A 15,733-nucleotide genomic window follows, 5' to 3' on the forward strand; every position below is an offset into this window, starting at 1 on the left:
TCATCCGTCCACGGCAGCGGCCATCGCCGCTACCACCGTCGTCTGCTGCTCTTCACTCAGGTGCGGGAACATCGGCAACGAGAGGATGCGATCCGCCGCCGCCTCGGCAATCGGGAACTGGCCACGCCGATAGCCGAGGCTCGCGTACGCCTCGGTGAGGTGCACGGGTGTTGGGTAGTGGATGCCGACGCCAATGCCGGCTTCGCCGAGATCGGACATGACGCGGTCGCGATCCTCGACGCGCACGACGTAGAGGTGCCAGACGTCATCGTTCCCGGCGCGAACCGCCGGTGTGCGGACCCCTTCGATGTCGGTGAGCAGCTCTGCGTAACGCCCGGCCGCCGTGCGGCGCGCAGTGTTCCAACCGTCCAGACGCCGCAGCTTCGCGCGCAGCACGGTCGCCTGCACGGCGTCCAACCGTGCGTTCATGCCGATCCGGTCGTGCACGTACTTGACGCTGCTGCCGTGCCCACCGAGGTTCCTGACGATGTCGGCGATCGCCGAGTCATCGGTCATCACCGCGCCGGCATCACCGGCGGCGCCCAGATTCTTTCCCGGGTAGAAGCTGGTGGCGGCCACACGCCCCAGTGCGCCGGCACGACCGGCCGGGCCGGATGCGCCTTGGGACTGTGCTGCGTCCTCGATGATGACGAGGTTGTGCTTTTCCGCGATCGGGACGATGTGCTCCATCGGAGCCGTCTGTCCGAAAAGGTGAACCGGAGCGATCGCGCGGGTCCGCTCGGTGATCGCTGACTCGATAGCGGCTGGGTCGATCAGAAGATGGTCGTCATCCACGTCGACGAACACCGGCACTGCTCCGATGCGCGATGCCGCCTCGGCGGTCGCGATGAAGGTGTTCGCCGGCATGATGATTTCGTCGCCCGGCTGCACGCCGACCGCGCGATAGGCGAGCTCGAGCGCATCCGTGCCGTTGGAGACGCCGACGACGTGCTGCACGCCGATGTACTCGGCATACTCACGTTCGAATGCAGCGACATCGGGGCCTCCGACAAAAGCCGCCGTCTCGAGCTGGTCCTTCCAGCGCACGAGAACTTCATCGGCGACCTCGGCCTGCTGCGCGGCGAGATCGAGGAACGGGACCTTCATCTGTTCTCTCCCAGCTGTCGTGCGGGCACTCCGGCCCAAGTCTGTTGATCGGGCACGTCGGTGAGTACCGCGCTGCCCATGCCGACGGTGGCGTCGTGCCCGACCGTCACGCCCTGCCTCACTGAGGCGTTCATGCCGATATATGCCGCTTCAAGTATGCGAACGCCGCCGCCGAGCGCGACCCCCGCTGCGAGGGTGCTGAAGTCTTCCAGCACGTCGTCGTGCGTGATCGTGCAGTTCGGCATGACGACGACGTGCTCGCCGAGCCTGGCATCCGCCGTGATGACGACTCCGTCCAGCACAATGCTTCCCGCGCCGATGTCGCTCGTCGTGCCGATTCGGGCAGAACGCGCGGCGAAGATGGCAAACCGTTCTGCGCCGATGCCCAGCTCCTGCAGGCGTCGCACCACCGTGCGACGAGCCCTGCTCGGGCCGATGCACAGCAGAAGCTGCTCGTCCCGATCCGCCGCCGAATCGACCGCGCCCAATACGGGAACGCCACCGATCTCGGTGCCGTGCAGGTTGGAGTCGTCGTCAAGAATTCCGACCACTTCCACCATGCCTGCCGCCAGCACTTCTCTGGCCAGTCCGCTTGCCCCGATCAGCAGAACCCCCTCCGCCTCGGTCATTCGAATGCACCGCCAGGGAGCTTCAACACCGTGATGACCCGGTTCTGCTCCTCCGAACTGAGAGTGTGGAAAACCGGAAGGATCAGGGTGCGATCGTTCAGTCGCTCGGTGACCGGGAGCCCGTCCGCAGGCGTGAGATCCCGATAGGGCAGCTGCCGATGCGCGGCCATGATGCCGCGCCGCGCGGAGATGTCGGCATTCGCGAGAGCCACCAGCAACCCATCGCGATCGGTCGGGTACTCGTCCTGCACCTCAACCCAAAACGACTGGAAGTTGCTCGTGCCATAGGCCGGGTCAACGACAGCACGCAGCCCCGGGATCCCCTCGATCGCCTCCTGGTACCGGACGGCGATTTCGCGACGGCGCGCGACGATCGCGGGCAGTCGCGTGAGCTGCACGAGCCCGACTGCGGCTTGCAGGTCAGTCATCCGGAAGTTGAACCCGACCTCGGAATACTCCTCAGCCGGCGGCAGCACCGACGCGTGTCGATCAGCCGCGGAAACGCTCATGGCGTGCTCGCGAAGGTGCTTGGCGCGCGCAGCCCAATCCTCACGAGATGTGGTGATCATGCCACCCTCACCCGTGGTGAGGAGCTTGCGCGGATGGAACGACCACGTCGCGATGTCTGCTCCCGCGCCCACCGGACGGCCCTTATAGGTCGAACCAGCACCGCACGCGGCATCCTCCACAATGACGATGCCGAGAGGGTCGGTGACCTGACGGATGTCGTCGAGGTCGACGGGCACGCCACCCTGATCGACAACGATGACGGCCTTAGTCTGCGGAGTCAGCGCGGCGGCGATGCTCTTGCCCGTGACGTTCCCGGTGACCGGGTCCACGTCCGCGAAGATCGGCGATGCCCCTACGTACCCCACGGCGTTCGTCGTCGCGATGAAGGAAAATGACGGGATCACGACATCGTCGCCCGGTCCGATACCCGCTACGACCAGGGCGAGGTGCAGTGCCGTCGTGCAGCTCGTGGTGGCGACCGCGAACGGCGCTTCCATCGCGGCCGCGAACTCCTTCTCGAAGCGCGCGACACGAGGGCCCTGCGCCACCCAGCCACTTGCGATCACCTCAGCCAGCGCATCCGCCTCCTCCTGGCCGAGCCAGGGCAACATCACGTTGATGCGCTCACTCATCGTGCATCCACCGCCCGTCCGGCAGCGATTTCGTCGCGCAGCGGCGTCCACCACTCAACGAGCCGCTCGAGTCCGTCTTCCAGATCGATCGTCGGCTCCCAGCCGAGGTCTCGCTTTGCGGCACTGATGTTGGCCAGGCGTCGCGCGACGCCATTCACGGCGCGCTCTGGCCCATGCTCGACATCGAGGTCGGAGCCCATGACGCGCAACAATGCCTCGGCGAGCTCGAGCAAGCTCGACTCGGTGCCGCTAGCGATGTTGTACGTCCCCTCGACGATGTCGCTCTGGGCCGCGAGGACGTTTGCGCGTGCGATATCCGGCACACACACGAAGTCCATGGTCTGCTGTCCGTCACCGAAGATGAGCGGGGGCTTGCCATCGACGATGCGCTCCATCCACCGAACCAGAACCTCGGTGTAGACGCCGTGGACGTCCATACGCGGGCCGTACACGTTGAAATAGCGCAGCAGAACGTAGTCGAGTCCCTGCATTGCACGGAAGCTGCGGATGAGTCCCTCGTTGAAGGTCTTGGCAGCACCGTAGATCGTGTCGTTGTTCTCATGGTGGTGTCGCTCAGTGGTCGGGAACTCCTCGGCCATGCCGTAGACCGACGCACTTGAGGCCGCGATGAGCTTCTTCACCCGATGTTTCGCGGCCGCCTCGACGACGTTGAACGTACCATCGACCAGCACTTCGAGTGCAAGACGCGGCTCTTCGGCGCACTGCGTGATGCGGATCGCTGCCTGATGGAACACGATGTCTTTGCCCGCGACGAGATCGTCGACGAGTTTGGCATCGCGAATATCGCCGTCGATGAGTTCGACGCGTCCGGTTGCGAGGGCATCGTCGAGGTTCGCTCGACGACCGCGCACGAGGTTGTCGACCACGTCCACGTGAGCGGCACCAGCGTCGAGGAGCTGGTCCACGAGCGTCGAGCCGATCGTCCCTGCGCCACCGGTGACGAGAATGTTGGCACCATCGATCGAGGTCATGCTGCTCTCCTTGCGGGCTGAATGTCGAGACTCATGGGGGCCGGTGCACCGCCGGCAGCGAGGCTGCGGCGTGCAGCGTCTAGAACGGAAAGCACGCGCAGGCCGGCGTCGCCGCTCGTGCGTGCGGGGCGTCGCTCGTTGATGGCAGCGGCGAACTCCGTAACGACGCCAGCGAGTGCTTCGCGTTCCGGCAGCGCCGGCGACCAGGTGTCGCCCAGGCGATACGAGATGTTGGCATCACGCGCGTTGGTCGACGCCGACTTCGTGACGGCGGCGAGGTCGACACCGCGGTCGTAGACGCTGAGTCGCTGCTGCGGGTTGAGGTCGTCCCAGACGAGTGTGCGCTTGGTTCCGCCGATCACCATCTGCCGGATCTTCGTCGGGCTCAGCCAGTTGACGTGGATGTGAGCCATCGCCCCGCCGGCCAGCGGCATCGCGAGGTACCCCACGCACGCTTTTCCCGTGCGCAGCGGGTCGGCCCCGTGCGCGGAAACCGACGTCGTGTCGAGTCCGCCCGGCAGCACGAAATCGATGATCGACAGGTCGTGCGGCGCAAGATCCCAGAACACATCGACATCGGGCTGAATGAGGCCAAGGTTGATGCGCACGCTGTCGACGAAGAGGATGTCGCCGAGGGCACCCTCTGCGATCAGCTCACGAATCTTGAGCACTGCGGGTGTGTAGCAGTAGGTGTGATCGGCCATAAGGACGAGCCCCCGCTCATCCGCACGTGCGACCATGTCTTCGCCCCGATGCCGTTCGTCAGCAAGAGGCTTTTCGACCATCACATGTTTGCCCGCATCGAGCGCAGCCAGCGAGATCGGATGGTGTGTGCGTGCCGGCGTGGCGATCGCGATCGCATCGATCGACGCATCGGCGAGCACCTCGTCAAGGCTCGCCGTGACCGGCACACCCCCGACGCCGTCCGCAACGCCCTGCGCGCGCTCTATGTCGAGGTCGCATATCGCGGCCAGATTCCAGTCGGCGCTCGCGCGGAAGTTCCGTGCGAGATTGGGACCCCAGTACCCAGCGCCGACCACGGCGACATTCAGTCGTTCCGTCATGATTCCCCTCACTTCTCCCCTTGTGTCATCACGGTAATTTCGTCGTAAGTCTTATTCGAGCGGGTCGAACAGCACATCGACCCAGTAGTTGTTTATGGATGCATTGCCGGGGAACTCACGGGAATAGACCCATGCGCTGCCGCTCGCCGGAATCGTGAAGTGACCGATGCTCACCTCTTCGGCGAGAGTTCCGAGATCCACTGCGTACCTGCCCGTTGTGCTGAACAAACCGACTCGGTACTCGATGTCTGGTTCCAGGAGGATCGGCGTGGAAAATGTGGCGGTCTGCCAGCGGTCTGTCGTTTCATCGGAGAAGGCGACTTCCGCGAGCTTCGAGCCATCAGCATTCCAGAGGTATCCGGTGTGCTCACCCGTGTTCGCTGTGCCCTTGTAGAAGCGAACCCCGGTCGCCTCGCCTGCCCCGTCGACGGTGAATCTCGTCGCGACTTGCACACCGTTCGGGTCATCCCACCATGGGTTCTGCGGAATTGCATCGCCGAAGATACTCGTCACGTCTACGATCTGCGGTGCGGATGCCGTTGTAAAGGTCCAAGCCAAATCACTGATGGTCTCGCCGCCGACCGTCGCCGTGTAGGTCGTAGACCATGCCAGTGGCTCGGTCGGCGTGAATGTCACTGTACGCGTCACGGGGTCGTAGGCGGACTCGCCCGCGACGGCCGCAGTCCCGGCAGAAACAGATAGTGAGGTGGAAGGCACATCGGAGTCGAGAATGGCTGTCACGGTAGCCGTCGGGGCAACCTCGACCGCAGCGCTCACCGGCTCCCGGGCCGTGATCGAAACCGACGGCGACGGGTCAGGCGTCGGAGTCGGCGTCGGGTCAGGCGTCGGAGTCGGCGACGGCGACGGCGACGGCGACGGGTCAGGAGTGGGAGTCGGGTCGGGCAATCCCGATCCGAAGACGATCTCGACGTCAACGAAGTATGCCGATGACCGATAGGAGCCCTCCGGCAACCCTCCATCCGCACCATATCGGAACCGCCCGTTCTCACCGGCCGCGCCGACGATAAACCCGCTGACGACCGGGCTATCGAAGTGGTACTCCTGCTTTGAAAAGCCGCCGTTCGGGGCGAAGTACGAGGCGACATACGTCTCGCCGGGTACCACCGTCACCGGGTGAGATAGCTCGGCGCGTTGCCATCCAGTCGCCGATTCGTCGGTGAACGTCACGGAGGAGAGCTTCGTCCCGTCCGACGCCCACAACGACCCAGTGTGCGTCCCAGTGTTTCGACTTCCCTTGTAGAACCGCAGCGCCGTCACCTGCCCGACCTCGGTGACGCTGAAGGCCGTTCCGAGTTCGATCGGTGAACTCTCGAAGACACTTTGTTGCTCGGGGACTACGCTCCCGCTCCAGAGAGTCTGCGGAGCGTCCGAGGCCGCCGTGGTGAACTCGACATCGACGTAATAGTTCGTGGAACCGTACGTCTGCGTCGGACGCCCCGACGCCCCATAGCCGAAGACGCCGTTCTCCGTGGAGACTGCGGTGAGTGGCCCGTTCGTCACCGAAGAGGCGAAAGCACCAGCCGTGTATGTGTAGTTTCCATTCGGCGCGAGATACGACACTGTGTAGATCTGCCCCGGCTGCACCGCGACGGGCTCGCTGATTCTCGCACTCTGCCACCCCGTCGCGCTCTCTCCCGCGAAGGTGACAGTCGCCAGCGGAGTCGACCCGGCACCCCACAGCCAACCCATGTGCGTGCCGGTGTTCCCGGCCGCCTTGTGGAATCGCAACGCACGAATCTCACCAGCCGTCGAAACGGTGAACTTCATACCGAGCACGACCGATGCCGGGTCGTCCGTTGCCGTTGCGACGCCAATCATCGGGTGATCGTCCAGCAGACTGATCGTGGGCGACGTGGCATCCGTTGCGGTAGTGAACGACCAAGTAACGTCGGATCCGCCGACGCTGTTCGCACCTTCCACATCCGCCACCGAAACGACAAATACCCCGCCGCCTGTCAACGCATCCGTCGGTGAGAATGTGAACGATGTGCGATCGGCGCTCCACACGGTCGTTCCGCTCAAGGTCGTGCCGCTCCGTGTGACAGAGATCTCGGCGGCGGTGACGGGTGAATCGAACTCAGCGGACACCGTGGACGAGACGGCGACTCCAGTCGCGCCAACGGCAGGGGTCGCCGACACCAGAGCGGGGCCAGCCTGCATCGGGACGAAGACGACATCGACGCCATAGCCGGTCGTCGAGCGGTTGGTCGGGAATCCGCCCACGTAGCTGTAGACGGAACCGTCGGTTGGAACAGTGAGCGGGCCTCGTGAGTACCCCGAGCCAAACTGGCCGACCTCGACCGCGTACCCGCCATCGGGTGCTGTGTAGGACGCAACATACTCCACACCCGAAGACACTTCGACCGGCTCCGATAGCTCAAGCGTCTGCCATCCGCGCACCGTCTCTCCTTCGAAGGTGCCGGTGGCGAGGATCGAGCCGCCCGCAGTCCACAGGGTCCCCGTGTGTGCTCCGCTGTTAGCTGTGCCCTTGTAGAAACGCACGGCGCTGATCGTGCCAGAACGGTCCGGCGTGAACCGCACTCCGAGCGTCACAGCTGCGCCATCATCCACCGACGCAGTCGACGGGGCTGAGGAATCCGGGAAGAGTTGGCACGGGCATGTGCCGACGGGCGCCGTAGCCTGCGCACTGCGGAACGTCCAAGTGTCGTCGCCGTCGATTCCCGTACCGGATGCGTCAACCGCGGTAATCGTCGCTGCAAAGACGGTGTCGGGCTCCAGCGTCGCAGTAGGTGTGAACGTAGCGGTCCTCGATTCCGCGTCATAACCAGTCGCACCCGAGATGCTCTCGCCCTCGGCGTTCTGCACGACAATCTCGACTGAGGACTCCACAACCGCCCGAGAGAGAGTCGTCGTGATCGGCATCGTTACGGGATTGCTCGACGAGCCGTCCAACGGTGTGGCCGCTAGCCGGCGCACTGGCGCATCATTGTTGAGTGAGAAGACGACGTCGACGAAGTAGTTCGCGTCCTGATACCGCGAGCCTGGGAGAGTGCCGATCGCCCCGTACACTCCAGGTGCGGACGAGCTGACCGTAGAGTTTACGGAGATCGGCACGCTGGCATCGGCCTCGTACGGCCAGTACCGGCTCACTGCGGCGTATCCGCCATTCGGCGCGCCATACGACACGGTGTACGTGCGGCCGGCGACGAGCTCGACCATATCGGGGAAGTGCGCAGCTTGCCACCCCGACGCCGTCTCGTCGGTGAACGTGACCTGGGCAAGGCGTTGACCTGTGGTGCTGTCCCACAGCGAGCCAACATGCGTCCCGGTATTCTCGGCCCCCTTGTAGAAACGGACTCCAGATGCGAATCCGTCGACCGTCGGAGTGAACTGCAGTCCGAGTTCGACGGCAGCATAATCGTTCACCGAGGGCACAGCTGGAATCGCTGAGCCGAGGGCCGAGTACGGCCCTTCGACCTCCACCGCCGCGGTGGTCACTGCTGAGGTGTTTGTGCTGTCATCTGTCGCCCTGACCCGAATGTCCGCGCTATCGACGCCCTGCTGCACATAACTGTAGGACCAGGAGGTCGTACCGGATGCTGGGTGCCACCGCTCACCGCCGTCCGTCGAGACCTCGACGCCGGCCACGATGCCGCTTGCATCCGCCGCGGTGCCGTTCACTGTCACTTCGGTGCCATTCGCGATCACGACGTTCGCGTCCGGGGTGCCGATGCTAACGATCGGCGGTGTGGTGTCCGTGCTCTTGGATCCTGCGACGAGGCCCGCCATCAATGTGCTCGGCTGCACGTCCATATCCGCGAGCAAATTCACCTCTGCCTGCTGGATGCGCGAGTCGGACTCGGCAGGAACATCTGCGTCGTGCATGTCGTCGAGGCCCCAGCCCCACTGCACAGTTCCCGCGGAGAATACCAGCGCGCCGCTGGCCGCCTTGTACAGAGTGATGTTGTGCCTCGTGGTGCCCGCGGCGACATTGTTGCCGTAATCGTAGAGGTACTGCGTCGTGTCCTTGATTGTGGTGGACATCCGGATCAGGCCGGCCGGCCTATGGCCGTTGTCGACATCCTCGTTCGTCTCGTACCCGACAATGCCCTCGCCGAGATCTGCGGAGGTGTCCGTCGGCAACGACGCAAGGTCCGTTCCTCGCCAGATGCGATACTGGCCCTCCGCCGCTGTCACCGTCAGTGGTTCGGAGATGACGTTGACCATATACATCGTGCCCGTCAGCGCGTTTTCGGGTGTCATGCCGCCGTGGTCGACCGTCGCGTACCGTGGGTCGCGCCACGTGCCAGTCCATTCGTCCGACGACGAATCGATCTTGCCGCCACCCGGATTAAGTGCGTTGCCCCAGGTCTCCTTGTACGAGACGAGCGTCCGATAGTTGGTGTGGGAGGCATCGGCCGATGGTTCCCAGCGGGTCCGCCAGTACATTTCATTGCCGGAGAGGAACTGCAGGTTCACCCCGGCGTCACGCGCGGCAGTCACGTTGTCGCGCTGCGCGCCAGACCAGTATTCGTCGTGCCCGACCGAGAGGAACACCTTGTGGTTCAGCAGCTCAGTTGGATACCGGTCGGAGTCGACTCCCGCCAGGTAACTCACGTCGTAGCCGTTGCGCTCCAGGAACCGTACCGTCGCGTACTCGGCGCTGAAATAGAAGCTGCGCGCCTCGATGGTGCCGCGGGTGGCGAAGGGACGGTTGTAGCTGATCTTGTACGCCCGGCCATTCGCAGCACCCTGGTAGAAGTCGGAGCCGCCGTAGGTGTTGTACGCCTGCCACGTTGAATCCGAGGTTTGGAAGACGATGTCAGAGTGATTGCCATCGTCGCGCACGATGAAGGTGATGTGGCTCTCGTGATCGTTGTCCTCGCGGGTCAGTTTCGCAACATATACCCCTGACACGGCATCCGCCGGCACGTCCCAGGACGCCGAAATGTCCCAGTTGCCGCAGTCGTACAGCTCTGTGGTTGCATCGGTGATGCACTCTAGCTGCGTCTGTGGGAGCACCGCCGACGGCACAACTGAATCGATCAGGCGCGCGCCGAGACCCTGGTACCACCCGGTGCGATACACGTCGATTGAGTACGAGGACGCCGTCGTATCAATCTTGAAGTCGATCTGGTCGCCAGCGTTCACGCTGATGTCCGTCGCGAACCCCTGGATATCTGGGTCGCCAGCGCCCGCGATGTCCCACACCGAAGGATCCGTCCCAGGTTTCGCGTTCTCGCACGTGATCTCGTTGATGTCGGCGCCGCACTCGCTTCCGGCTGCCTGCGCAGGAGTGGGGAGGATGGCGAGTCCGCTCGACACGACGACAAAAGCGGTCGCCAACGTCACCAGAACGCGCCCGTAGCTATGCGCCGCCTTTGTACGGCGAACGGATATGTTCCCCATGCTCCCCAGTTTCCCCAGCTCGGTCGCTGCGCTCACACGCGCGACCCCTTCGTGGTCTGCGCGCATTCACCGCTCGTTCCCAAACGAGCGTACGCAGCAAACCCTCCCGAGCGTTACTATAGCGGCCAAGCCGCTTGCCGTCACCCCATACTTTTTTTGAGCGTCGGGACTACCCCCTTCATTGCGGGCGCATCCGTCTGATGCTCAGCCAGAACTCAGCCTCTGCGTGCTTCGGCTAGGTGGTGAGCCAACCGCACCGCGAGCACGGCCGCGAAGAACGTCGGGTTCGCTTCCGCCGATGTTGGGAACACACTGCTCGACGCGATAAAGAGGTTATCGGTGCCATGAACGCGCAGGCTCGCATCGACCACCCCAAGCCGCGGATCTTCGCTCATGCGCGTGGTACCAATGCTGTGGAATCCGTCCGTGGCTTGCTCCCAGGCCATCGCTCGCACTCCAGCGTCATCCGCAGCGAGATACTCGAGATGGCCGATTCCCGCCCCACGTAGCTCAGCGTCGAGCAATTCGTGACATCTCAGCAGGGAGTCGATGTCCTCTTCTCGATAACGGTAGTCGACTCGGAGCACCTCGTCGCCTTGTGTATCGACGGACAAGTCAAGCCGACTCTGCGGATCGGGAAACTGTTCGCCGTGGTAATGGATGGCGTAGCGGCCACCGTCGTTGCGGAGGATGAATCCGGGCTTGCGGACCGCTGAGATGTAACGGTGGCGGAGGATGTCCAAGATGTCCGCGGCCGCTCGGAATGGTCGCCGCAGGATGTTCCAGAGGTGTTCACGCACATGATACGGACGCGGCCCGACGTGCCGCTGCCGGATCCCTTCAGCGAGGATGAGCCGTCCGATCGGACGCATCGCCAGCCCGAGGAAGACCGCTGACAGTGTCGCGTTGCGGTGATCGTATTCATAGAAAGGCGGGTTATCCAGGTAGAAAGCCGTATTTAGCACCCGATGATGGCGCTGCGCCTGCGGAGTGAGTGTGAATCGGCGGCGGATGTAGGTATCGTGCTCATCGCGCGTGAAATCGAGATCGGCCGCTCGCGCAGGATCGTCCAGGACGATGTCGGCCAGGCTTCCCGTCACATGTCCCATGTAGGACCGCCCGAGTGGACCGTCCTCACCTCCGAACGAGTGTGGAAGTTGACGCTGCAGGCGCAGGAGCAGGCGGGTGATCTCCAGTCCACCCATCGCGAGCACGTAGGAGGCGGCCTTCACGCGAACGACCGCGTGCTCTCCTTGGATGACCAACGTGTCCACCGAGCCGTCATCTGCGAAGTCGATGTCGACCAGACGTGCGCGGAACATCGCGTCGACCCGGGGATGGTCGATCACACGGCTGCCGAGACCGCTCGCCAGTTTCGGCCGTCGCGTCCACCGCTCAAGGTTCGACATCGTGAAATCGGAGAGTCCGTCCCAGTCCGGCAGATCAGACCGGAATACCGCAGCGCCACAGTCCAGATGCTGCGCTGCCGACTCGTACCACTCTTGCACGTCGGCGATTCCGATAGGCCATTTGCTGTTCTCGACATGATCGCGATGCTCGAAGTCGATCGGCTCAAACGCGACGCATCGCCCGCCCCACATCGCGGAGGTGCCGCCGAGCCCCTCACGCGTTGTGAGTTTAAGAGGCGCATGCCGAGCAGCATCGACGATCTCGGTGCGCTGGCCGGGAACGGGTTCGACATCGTGCTTCCACGACGCCTCGTCACCGGCATCGACCAGCAGCACCCTACTTCCCAGTTCGGCCGCTTCCATGGCCAGTGCTAGACCGACCGGACCCGCCCCCACCACACAAATGTCGTACTCCGTCACAGAACCGTCAGTTGACGCACCATCACTCATCGAGACTCCCCAGCACTCGTTCGGCTTGACCCGTCTCGCTCCCACCGCGGGCGACCTTCAGATCTGAAGGTCGCCTGAGCGCGTGAGCGCGAAACGACTGTCAGAAGCGTATATGAGATGGCGTCGAGCGCGCTGCGTGGCCCCCGGACGGAAGCCAGCAGGGAACGACCGCGCGACGTGGTGTGTGCCGAAATTCCCATCTCGACGTACCCGCGGCGCTGGCGGGAGAGAACCGCAAGCAGACCCTGGATGGTGCGGGGAGTGACCACACGCATCGGCGAAGTGGGAACGACGCGCTTCTCCTCCTCGGAGAACTGGGCGTCAAACCAGGAATCATCCGCGGTGACCTGCTCGAACCGGTTGAATTTGGCGTGCCCCTCCTCGTTCGTTGCGTAGCCCCCGGCACCCCACAGCCGCGCCGGCGGAGCGGGAATTCGGCTGCGCGCACGGTAGTAGGCCCGAACGAGTGGGCTCGCGCCGTTGACGTCGTACACGTAGGTCGGACGAGCGGCGAGCACACCAGTCACGGTCAGCGCATCGAACACAGCAAGAACGGCGCGTGGCTCAATCTCGATGTCCGCATCTAAGTACAGCCGCGGCCAGGACGTCGCCACCTCATCGCCTTTGTTCAGGGCAGCGGTTTTCGATGCCGCACCCATCTCCAACACTTGAACTCCTGCGAATTCTTGTGAAATGGCCGCAGTGTCGTCGGAGCATCCGTTGCACACGACGATGATTTCCACGTCCGTCGACTTCGAGAGAGGCATAAGCGAGCGCAATGTCCTAGCGATGACAGCGGCCTCGTCATGAGCCGGGATAATTATCGCCCCGGTGGCGTTCGCCTCCTCCAATCCCAGACTCGGTCCGCTCCGATCAAGGGGTCGCCGGACCACGCTGCCATCGTCGGGCAACGTGGATCGAGCACGACGTCGAGCCATAGGGCGCCACCACTTTCTCAGGAATGATTCGGACACGTAGACAGTATCTGAGCGCACTGCGAAGGCAAGCTTCGCCTGTCTTCCCTATGCTGAATCCATCCATCCAATCATCGGAGGTCCCAGTGAGCATTGCAGAATCAGCCACGATCCAGCCCACGGCCGATGTCGATGAGCGCGTCGAGATCGGTGCCGACTCGCGTGTCTGGCACCTCGCGCAGGTACGCGAGGGTGCGCGCATCGGCAGCGGCTGCAACATCGGTAGAGGCGCCTATATCGGTCCGGATGTGGTCCTTGGCGACAACTGCAAGATCCAGAACTATGCGCTCATCTACGAGCCGGCCCGCCTCGCCAATGGCGTGTTCGTGGGTCCGGCGGCCGTGCTGACCAATGATGAGTTCCCGCGGGCGGTGAACCCCGATGGGTCAGCGAAATCGGCTGACGACTGGCATGCCGTCGGGGTGACGATCGAGGAAGGTGCCTCGATCGGCGGACGTGCGGTGTGCATCGCACCCGTGACCATCGGCGCGTGGTCGCTGGTCGCCGCCGGCGCTGTCGTCACGAAGGATGTGCCCGCGCACGCGCTCGTCGTTGGAGTGCCTGCACGGCGCGTGGCCTGGGTCGGTCGCGCAGGGCGTCCCCTGGTTCGCGACGGCAACGACTGGGTATGTCCAGTCAACGGCGAGCGGTACCGCGAAGATCACGACAGTCTGCAATTGATGTCGTGAGCATCGCTGGCACCTGGAGCGCTATAGCGCCAGACGTTCCTTGACCACGCCGGCGAGCTTCTCAGCGAAGGACTGAGCGGTCTCAGCATCCGCAGCCTCAACCATGACACGCACGAGCTGCTCGGTGCCAGACTTGCGCAGCAGCACACGCCCGGAGTCTCCGAGTTCCGCTTCGACAGCGGCGACAGCATCCTGCACGCCTTCGTCGTCAGCGCAACGATCCTTGTCGACGTCGCGCACGTTGATGAGCACCTGCGGGTACACCGTCATGACCGAGGCGAGCTCGGCGAGGGTCTTCTTCTGATGCGCCATCTCAGCAACCAGGTGCAGCCCTGAAAGCACGCCGTCGCCCGTGGTTGCGAACTCGCTCATGATCACGTGACCGGACTGCTCGCCGCCCAGCGCAAAACCGCCGGCGTTCATGTCTTCGAGCACGTAACGGTCACCGACGGCCGTCTGGCGCACAGTGATCCCGTGCTCTTTCATCGCCATGTGCAGACCGAGATTGCTCATCACGGTCGCGACGAGAGTGTCGTTGGTGAGGTGTCCGCGTTCCTTCATCGCCACCGCGAGGATGGCCATGATCTGGTCGCCGTCGATCGAGTTGCCATCAGCATCCACGGCGAGGCAGCGATCTGCATCGCCATCGTGTGCGATGCCGACGTCAGCGCCGAGCCGGACGACAGCCTCAGCAAGGTTGTCGAGATGCGTCGAACCGACACCGTCGTTGATGTTGATGCCATCAGGGTCTGCGCCGATGACGGTGAGGGTGGCGCCGGCATCCCTGAAGGTCTCAGGCGACACACCGGATGCCGCGCCATGCGCACAATCAAGCACCACATGGATGCCGTCAAGCCGATGCGGCAGCGACGCGAGAAGGTGCAGCTTGTAACGGTCCTCCGCGTCGGAGAACCGTTGAATACGGCCCACGCCGGAGCCGGTGGGGAGAAGTTTCTCCCCCGCCATCGCGGCCTCGATGCGCTGCTCGACCACGTCGGGGAGCTTCACACCACCACGGGCGAAAATTTTGATCCCGTTATCGGGCGCCGCGTTGTGCGACGCAGACACCATGACGCCGAAGTCGGCATCGTGATCTGCGACGAGGAACGCCAGGGCCGGAGTCGGAATGACGCCGGCATCGAGCACGTCGACGCCGGATGCTGCGAGACCGGCAGAAACTGCGGCCACGAGGAACTCACCGGAAACACGCGGGTCGCGGGCGACGACTGCGGACAGCCGCTTACCGTCGGCCTTGCGAGCCTCTGCAGTGCGGCCCTGGCCCAGGACGACAGCAGTCGCCTGGGCCAGGGTGAGCGCGAGGTCGGCGGTGAGGATGCCATTGGCAAGCCCTCGCACGCCGTCCGTGCCAAAAATCGGCATCGAGACGATGGACCTTAACGCTTCGAGTACTGAGGGGCCTTGCGAGCCTTCTTGAGTCCAGCCTTCTTGCGCTCCTTGACGCGAGCGTCACGGGAGAGGAAGCCGGCCTTCTTAAGGGCTGCGCGGTTGTTCTCTTCGTCGATGCCGTTCAGCGAACGAGCGATGCCGAGGCGCAGTGCGCCGGCCTGACCCGAGTCGCCGCCACCGGAGATGCGCGCGATGACGTCGTACGCACCCACGAGGTTCAGCGTCGTGAACGGGTCGTTGATCAGCTGCTGGTGCAGCTTGTTCGGGAAGTAGTCCTCAAGCGAACGGCCGTTGACCGTGATCGTGCCGGAGCCGGGGACCAGACGCACGCGTGCGATGGCCTGCTTCCGACGGCCGACAGCTGCGCCGGGGACGTTCAGCACGGGACGGGGAGCCGTCTCCGTTACTGCAGTCTCCGGGCTCGAGGTCGAGTAGTTCTGAGGGGTTTCGGTGGTGTCCTGAGTATCAGCCACGAGAAT

Annotated in this window: 11 protein-coding genes; 1 reads left to right on the forward strand and 10 read right to left on the reverse strand. The window is 63.9% G+C overall.

The window, feature by feature from the left end:
- The 8 genes from AC1C2Q_RS04670 to AC1C2Q_RS04705 all read right to left on the reverse strand — a co-directional run bounded on the left by AC1C2Q_RS04670 (position 1) and on the right by AC1C2Q_RS04705 (position 13,122).
- Complete coding sequence (locus tag AC1C2Q_RS04670) at positions 1-1,107, reverse strand: DegT/DnrJ/EryC1/StrS family aminotransferase (RefSeq protein ID WP_495449179.1); 1,107 nt, start codon at positions 1,105-1,107, stop codon at positions 1-3.
- A complete protein-coding gene (locus tag AC1C2Q_RS04675; protein ID WP_495449180.1) occupies positions 1,104-1,736 on the reverse strand; it encodes an acetyltransferase in 633 nt (210 codons plus the stop codon). Before AC1C2Q_RS04675 ends, AC1C2Q_RS04670 begins: the two co-directional genes overlap by 4 nt.
- Complete coding sequence (locus AC1C2Q_RS04680) at positions 1,733-2,878, reverse strand: DegT/DnrJ/EryC1/StrS family aminotransferase (RefSeq protein WP_495449181.1); 1,146 nt, start codon at positions 2,876-2,878, stop codon at positions 1,733-1,735. The genes AC1C2Q_RS04675 and AC1C2Q_RS04680 overlap by 4 nt, the downstream gene beginning before the upstream one ends.
- Positions 2,875-3,870, reverse strand: coding sequence for an NAD-dependent epimerase/dehydratase family protein (locus tag AC1C2Q_RS04685; RefSeq protein ID WP_495429889.1), 996 nt, complete (start codon positions 3,868-3,870; stop codon positions 2,875-2,877). Before AC1C2Q_RS04685 ends, AC1C2Q_RS04680 begins: the two co-directional genes overlap by 4 nt.
- Entirely contained in the window at positions 3,867-4,934 is a 1,068-nt protein-coding gene (locus AC1C2Q_RS04690; protein ID WP_495449182.1) for a Gfo/Idh/MocA family protein, read from the reverse strand. Before AC1C2Q_RS04690 ends, AC1C2Q_RS04685 begins: the two co-directional genes overlap by 4 nt.
- Positions 4,935-4,985: 51 nt before the next feature.
- Positions 4,986-10,325: a DUF4082 domain-containing protein gene (locus AC1C2Q_RS04695; protein ID WP_495449183.1), complete on the reverse strand. Its 5,340-nt coding sequence runs from the start codon at positions 10,323-10,325 to the stop codon at positions 4,986-4,988.
- A gap of 215 nt (positions 10,326-10,540) precedes the next feature.
- Positions 10,541-12,184, reverse strand: a complete 1,644-nt coding sequence (locus tag AC1C2Q_RS04700; protein ID WP_495449184.1) for a GMC oxidoreductase — start codon at positions 12,182-12,184, stop codon at positions 10,541-10,543.
- The gene (locus AC1C2Q_RS04705; protein WP_495450545.1) at positions 12,181-13,122 is read right to left on the reverse strand and encodes a glycosyltransferase; all 942 of its coding nucleotides are present in this window, start codon (positions 13,120-13,122) and stop codon (positions 12,181-12,183) included. Before AC1C2Q_RS04705 ends, AC1C2Q_RS04700 begins: the two co-directional genes overlap by 4 nt.
- Positions 13,123-13,244: 122 nt before the next feature.
- Here AC1C2Q_RS04705 and AC1C2Q_RS04710 point away from each other — a divergent pair, with 122 nt between their 5' ends.
- Positions 13,245-13,847 (forward strand): acyltransferase, encoded by a 603-nt coding sequence (locus tag AC1C2Q_RS04710; RefSeq protein ID WP_495449185.1) that lies wholly within the window; start codon positions 13,245-13,247, stop codon positions 13,845-13,847.
- A gap of 21 nt (positions 13,848-13,868) precedes the next feature.
- Here AC1C2Q_RS04710 and glmM read toward each other — a convergent pair whose 3' ends face one another.
- Together glmM and rpsI are read right to left on the reverse strand one after the other, a co-directional pair.
- A complete protein-coding gene (glmM, locus tag AC1C2Q_RS04715; protein ID WP_495449186.1) occupies positions 13,869-15,227 on the reverse strand; it encodes a phosphoglucosamine mutase in 1,359 nt (452 codons plus the stop codon).
- A 14-nt stretch (positions 15,228-15,241) separates the two neighbouring features.
- The gene (gene rpsI / locus AC1C2Q_RS04720; protein WP_495449187.1) at positions 15,242-15,727 is read right to left on the reverse strand and encodes a 30S ribosomal protein S9; all 486 of its coding nucleotides are present in this window, start codon (positions 15,725-15,727) and stop codon (positions 15,242-15,244) included.
- Between the last annotated feature and the right edge of the window lie 6 nt (positions 15,728-15,733).

Source organism: Microbacterium sp. Y356 (assembly GCF_059445355.1).

Coding starts and splice junctions, on each gene's coding strand:
- AC1C2Q_RS04670 (WP_495449179.1), bottom strand. CDS start 1,107: ATGAAGGTCCCGTTCCTCGATCTCGCCGCGCAGCAGGCCGAGGTCGCC.
- AC1C2Q_RS04675 (WP_495449180.1), bottom strand. CDS start 1,736: ATGACCGAGGCGGAGGGGGTTCTGCTGATCGGGGCAAGCGGACTGGCC.
- AC1C2Q_RS04680 (WP_495449181.1), bottom strand. CDS start 2,878: ATGAGTGAGCGCATCAACGTGATGTTGCCCTGGCTCGGCCAGGAGGAG.
- AC1C2Q_RS04685 (WP_495429889.1), bottom strand. CDS start 3,870: ATGACCTCGATCGATGGTGCCAACATTCTCGTCACCGGTGGCGCAGGG.
- AC1C2Q_RS04690 (WP_495449182.1), bottom strand. CDS start 4,934: ATGACGGAACGACTGAATGTCGCCGTGGTCGGCGCTGGGTACTGGGGT.
- AC1C2Q_RS04695 (WP_495449183.1), bottom strand. CDS start 10,325: ATGGGGAACATATCCGTTCGCCGTACAAAGGCGGCGCATAGCTACGGG.
- AC1C2Q_RS04700 (WP_495449184.1), bottom strand. CDS start 12,184: ATGAGTGATGGTGCGTCAACTGACGGTTCTGTGACGGAGTACGACATT.
- AC1C2Q_RS04705 (WP_495450545.1), bottom strand. CDS start 13,122: ATGGCTCGACGTCGTGCTCGATCCACGTTGCCCGACGATGGCAGCGTG.
- glmM (WP_495449186.1), bottom strand. CDS start 15,227: ATGCCGATTTTTGGCACGGACGGCGTGCGAGGGCTTGCCAATGGCATC.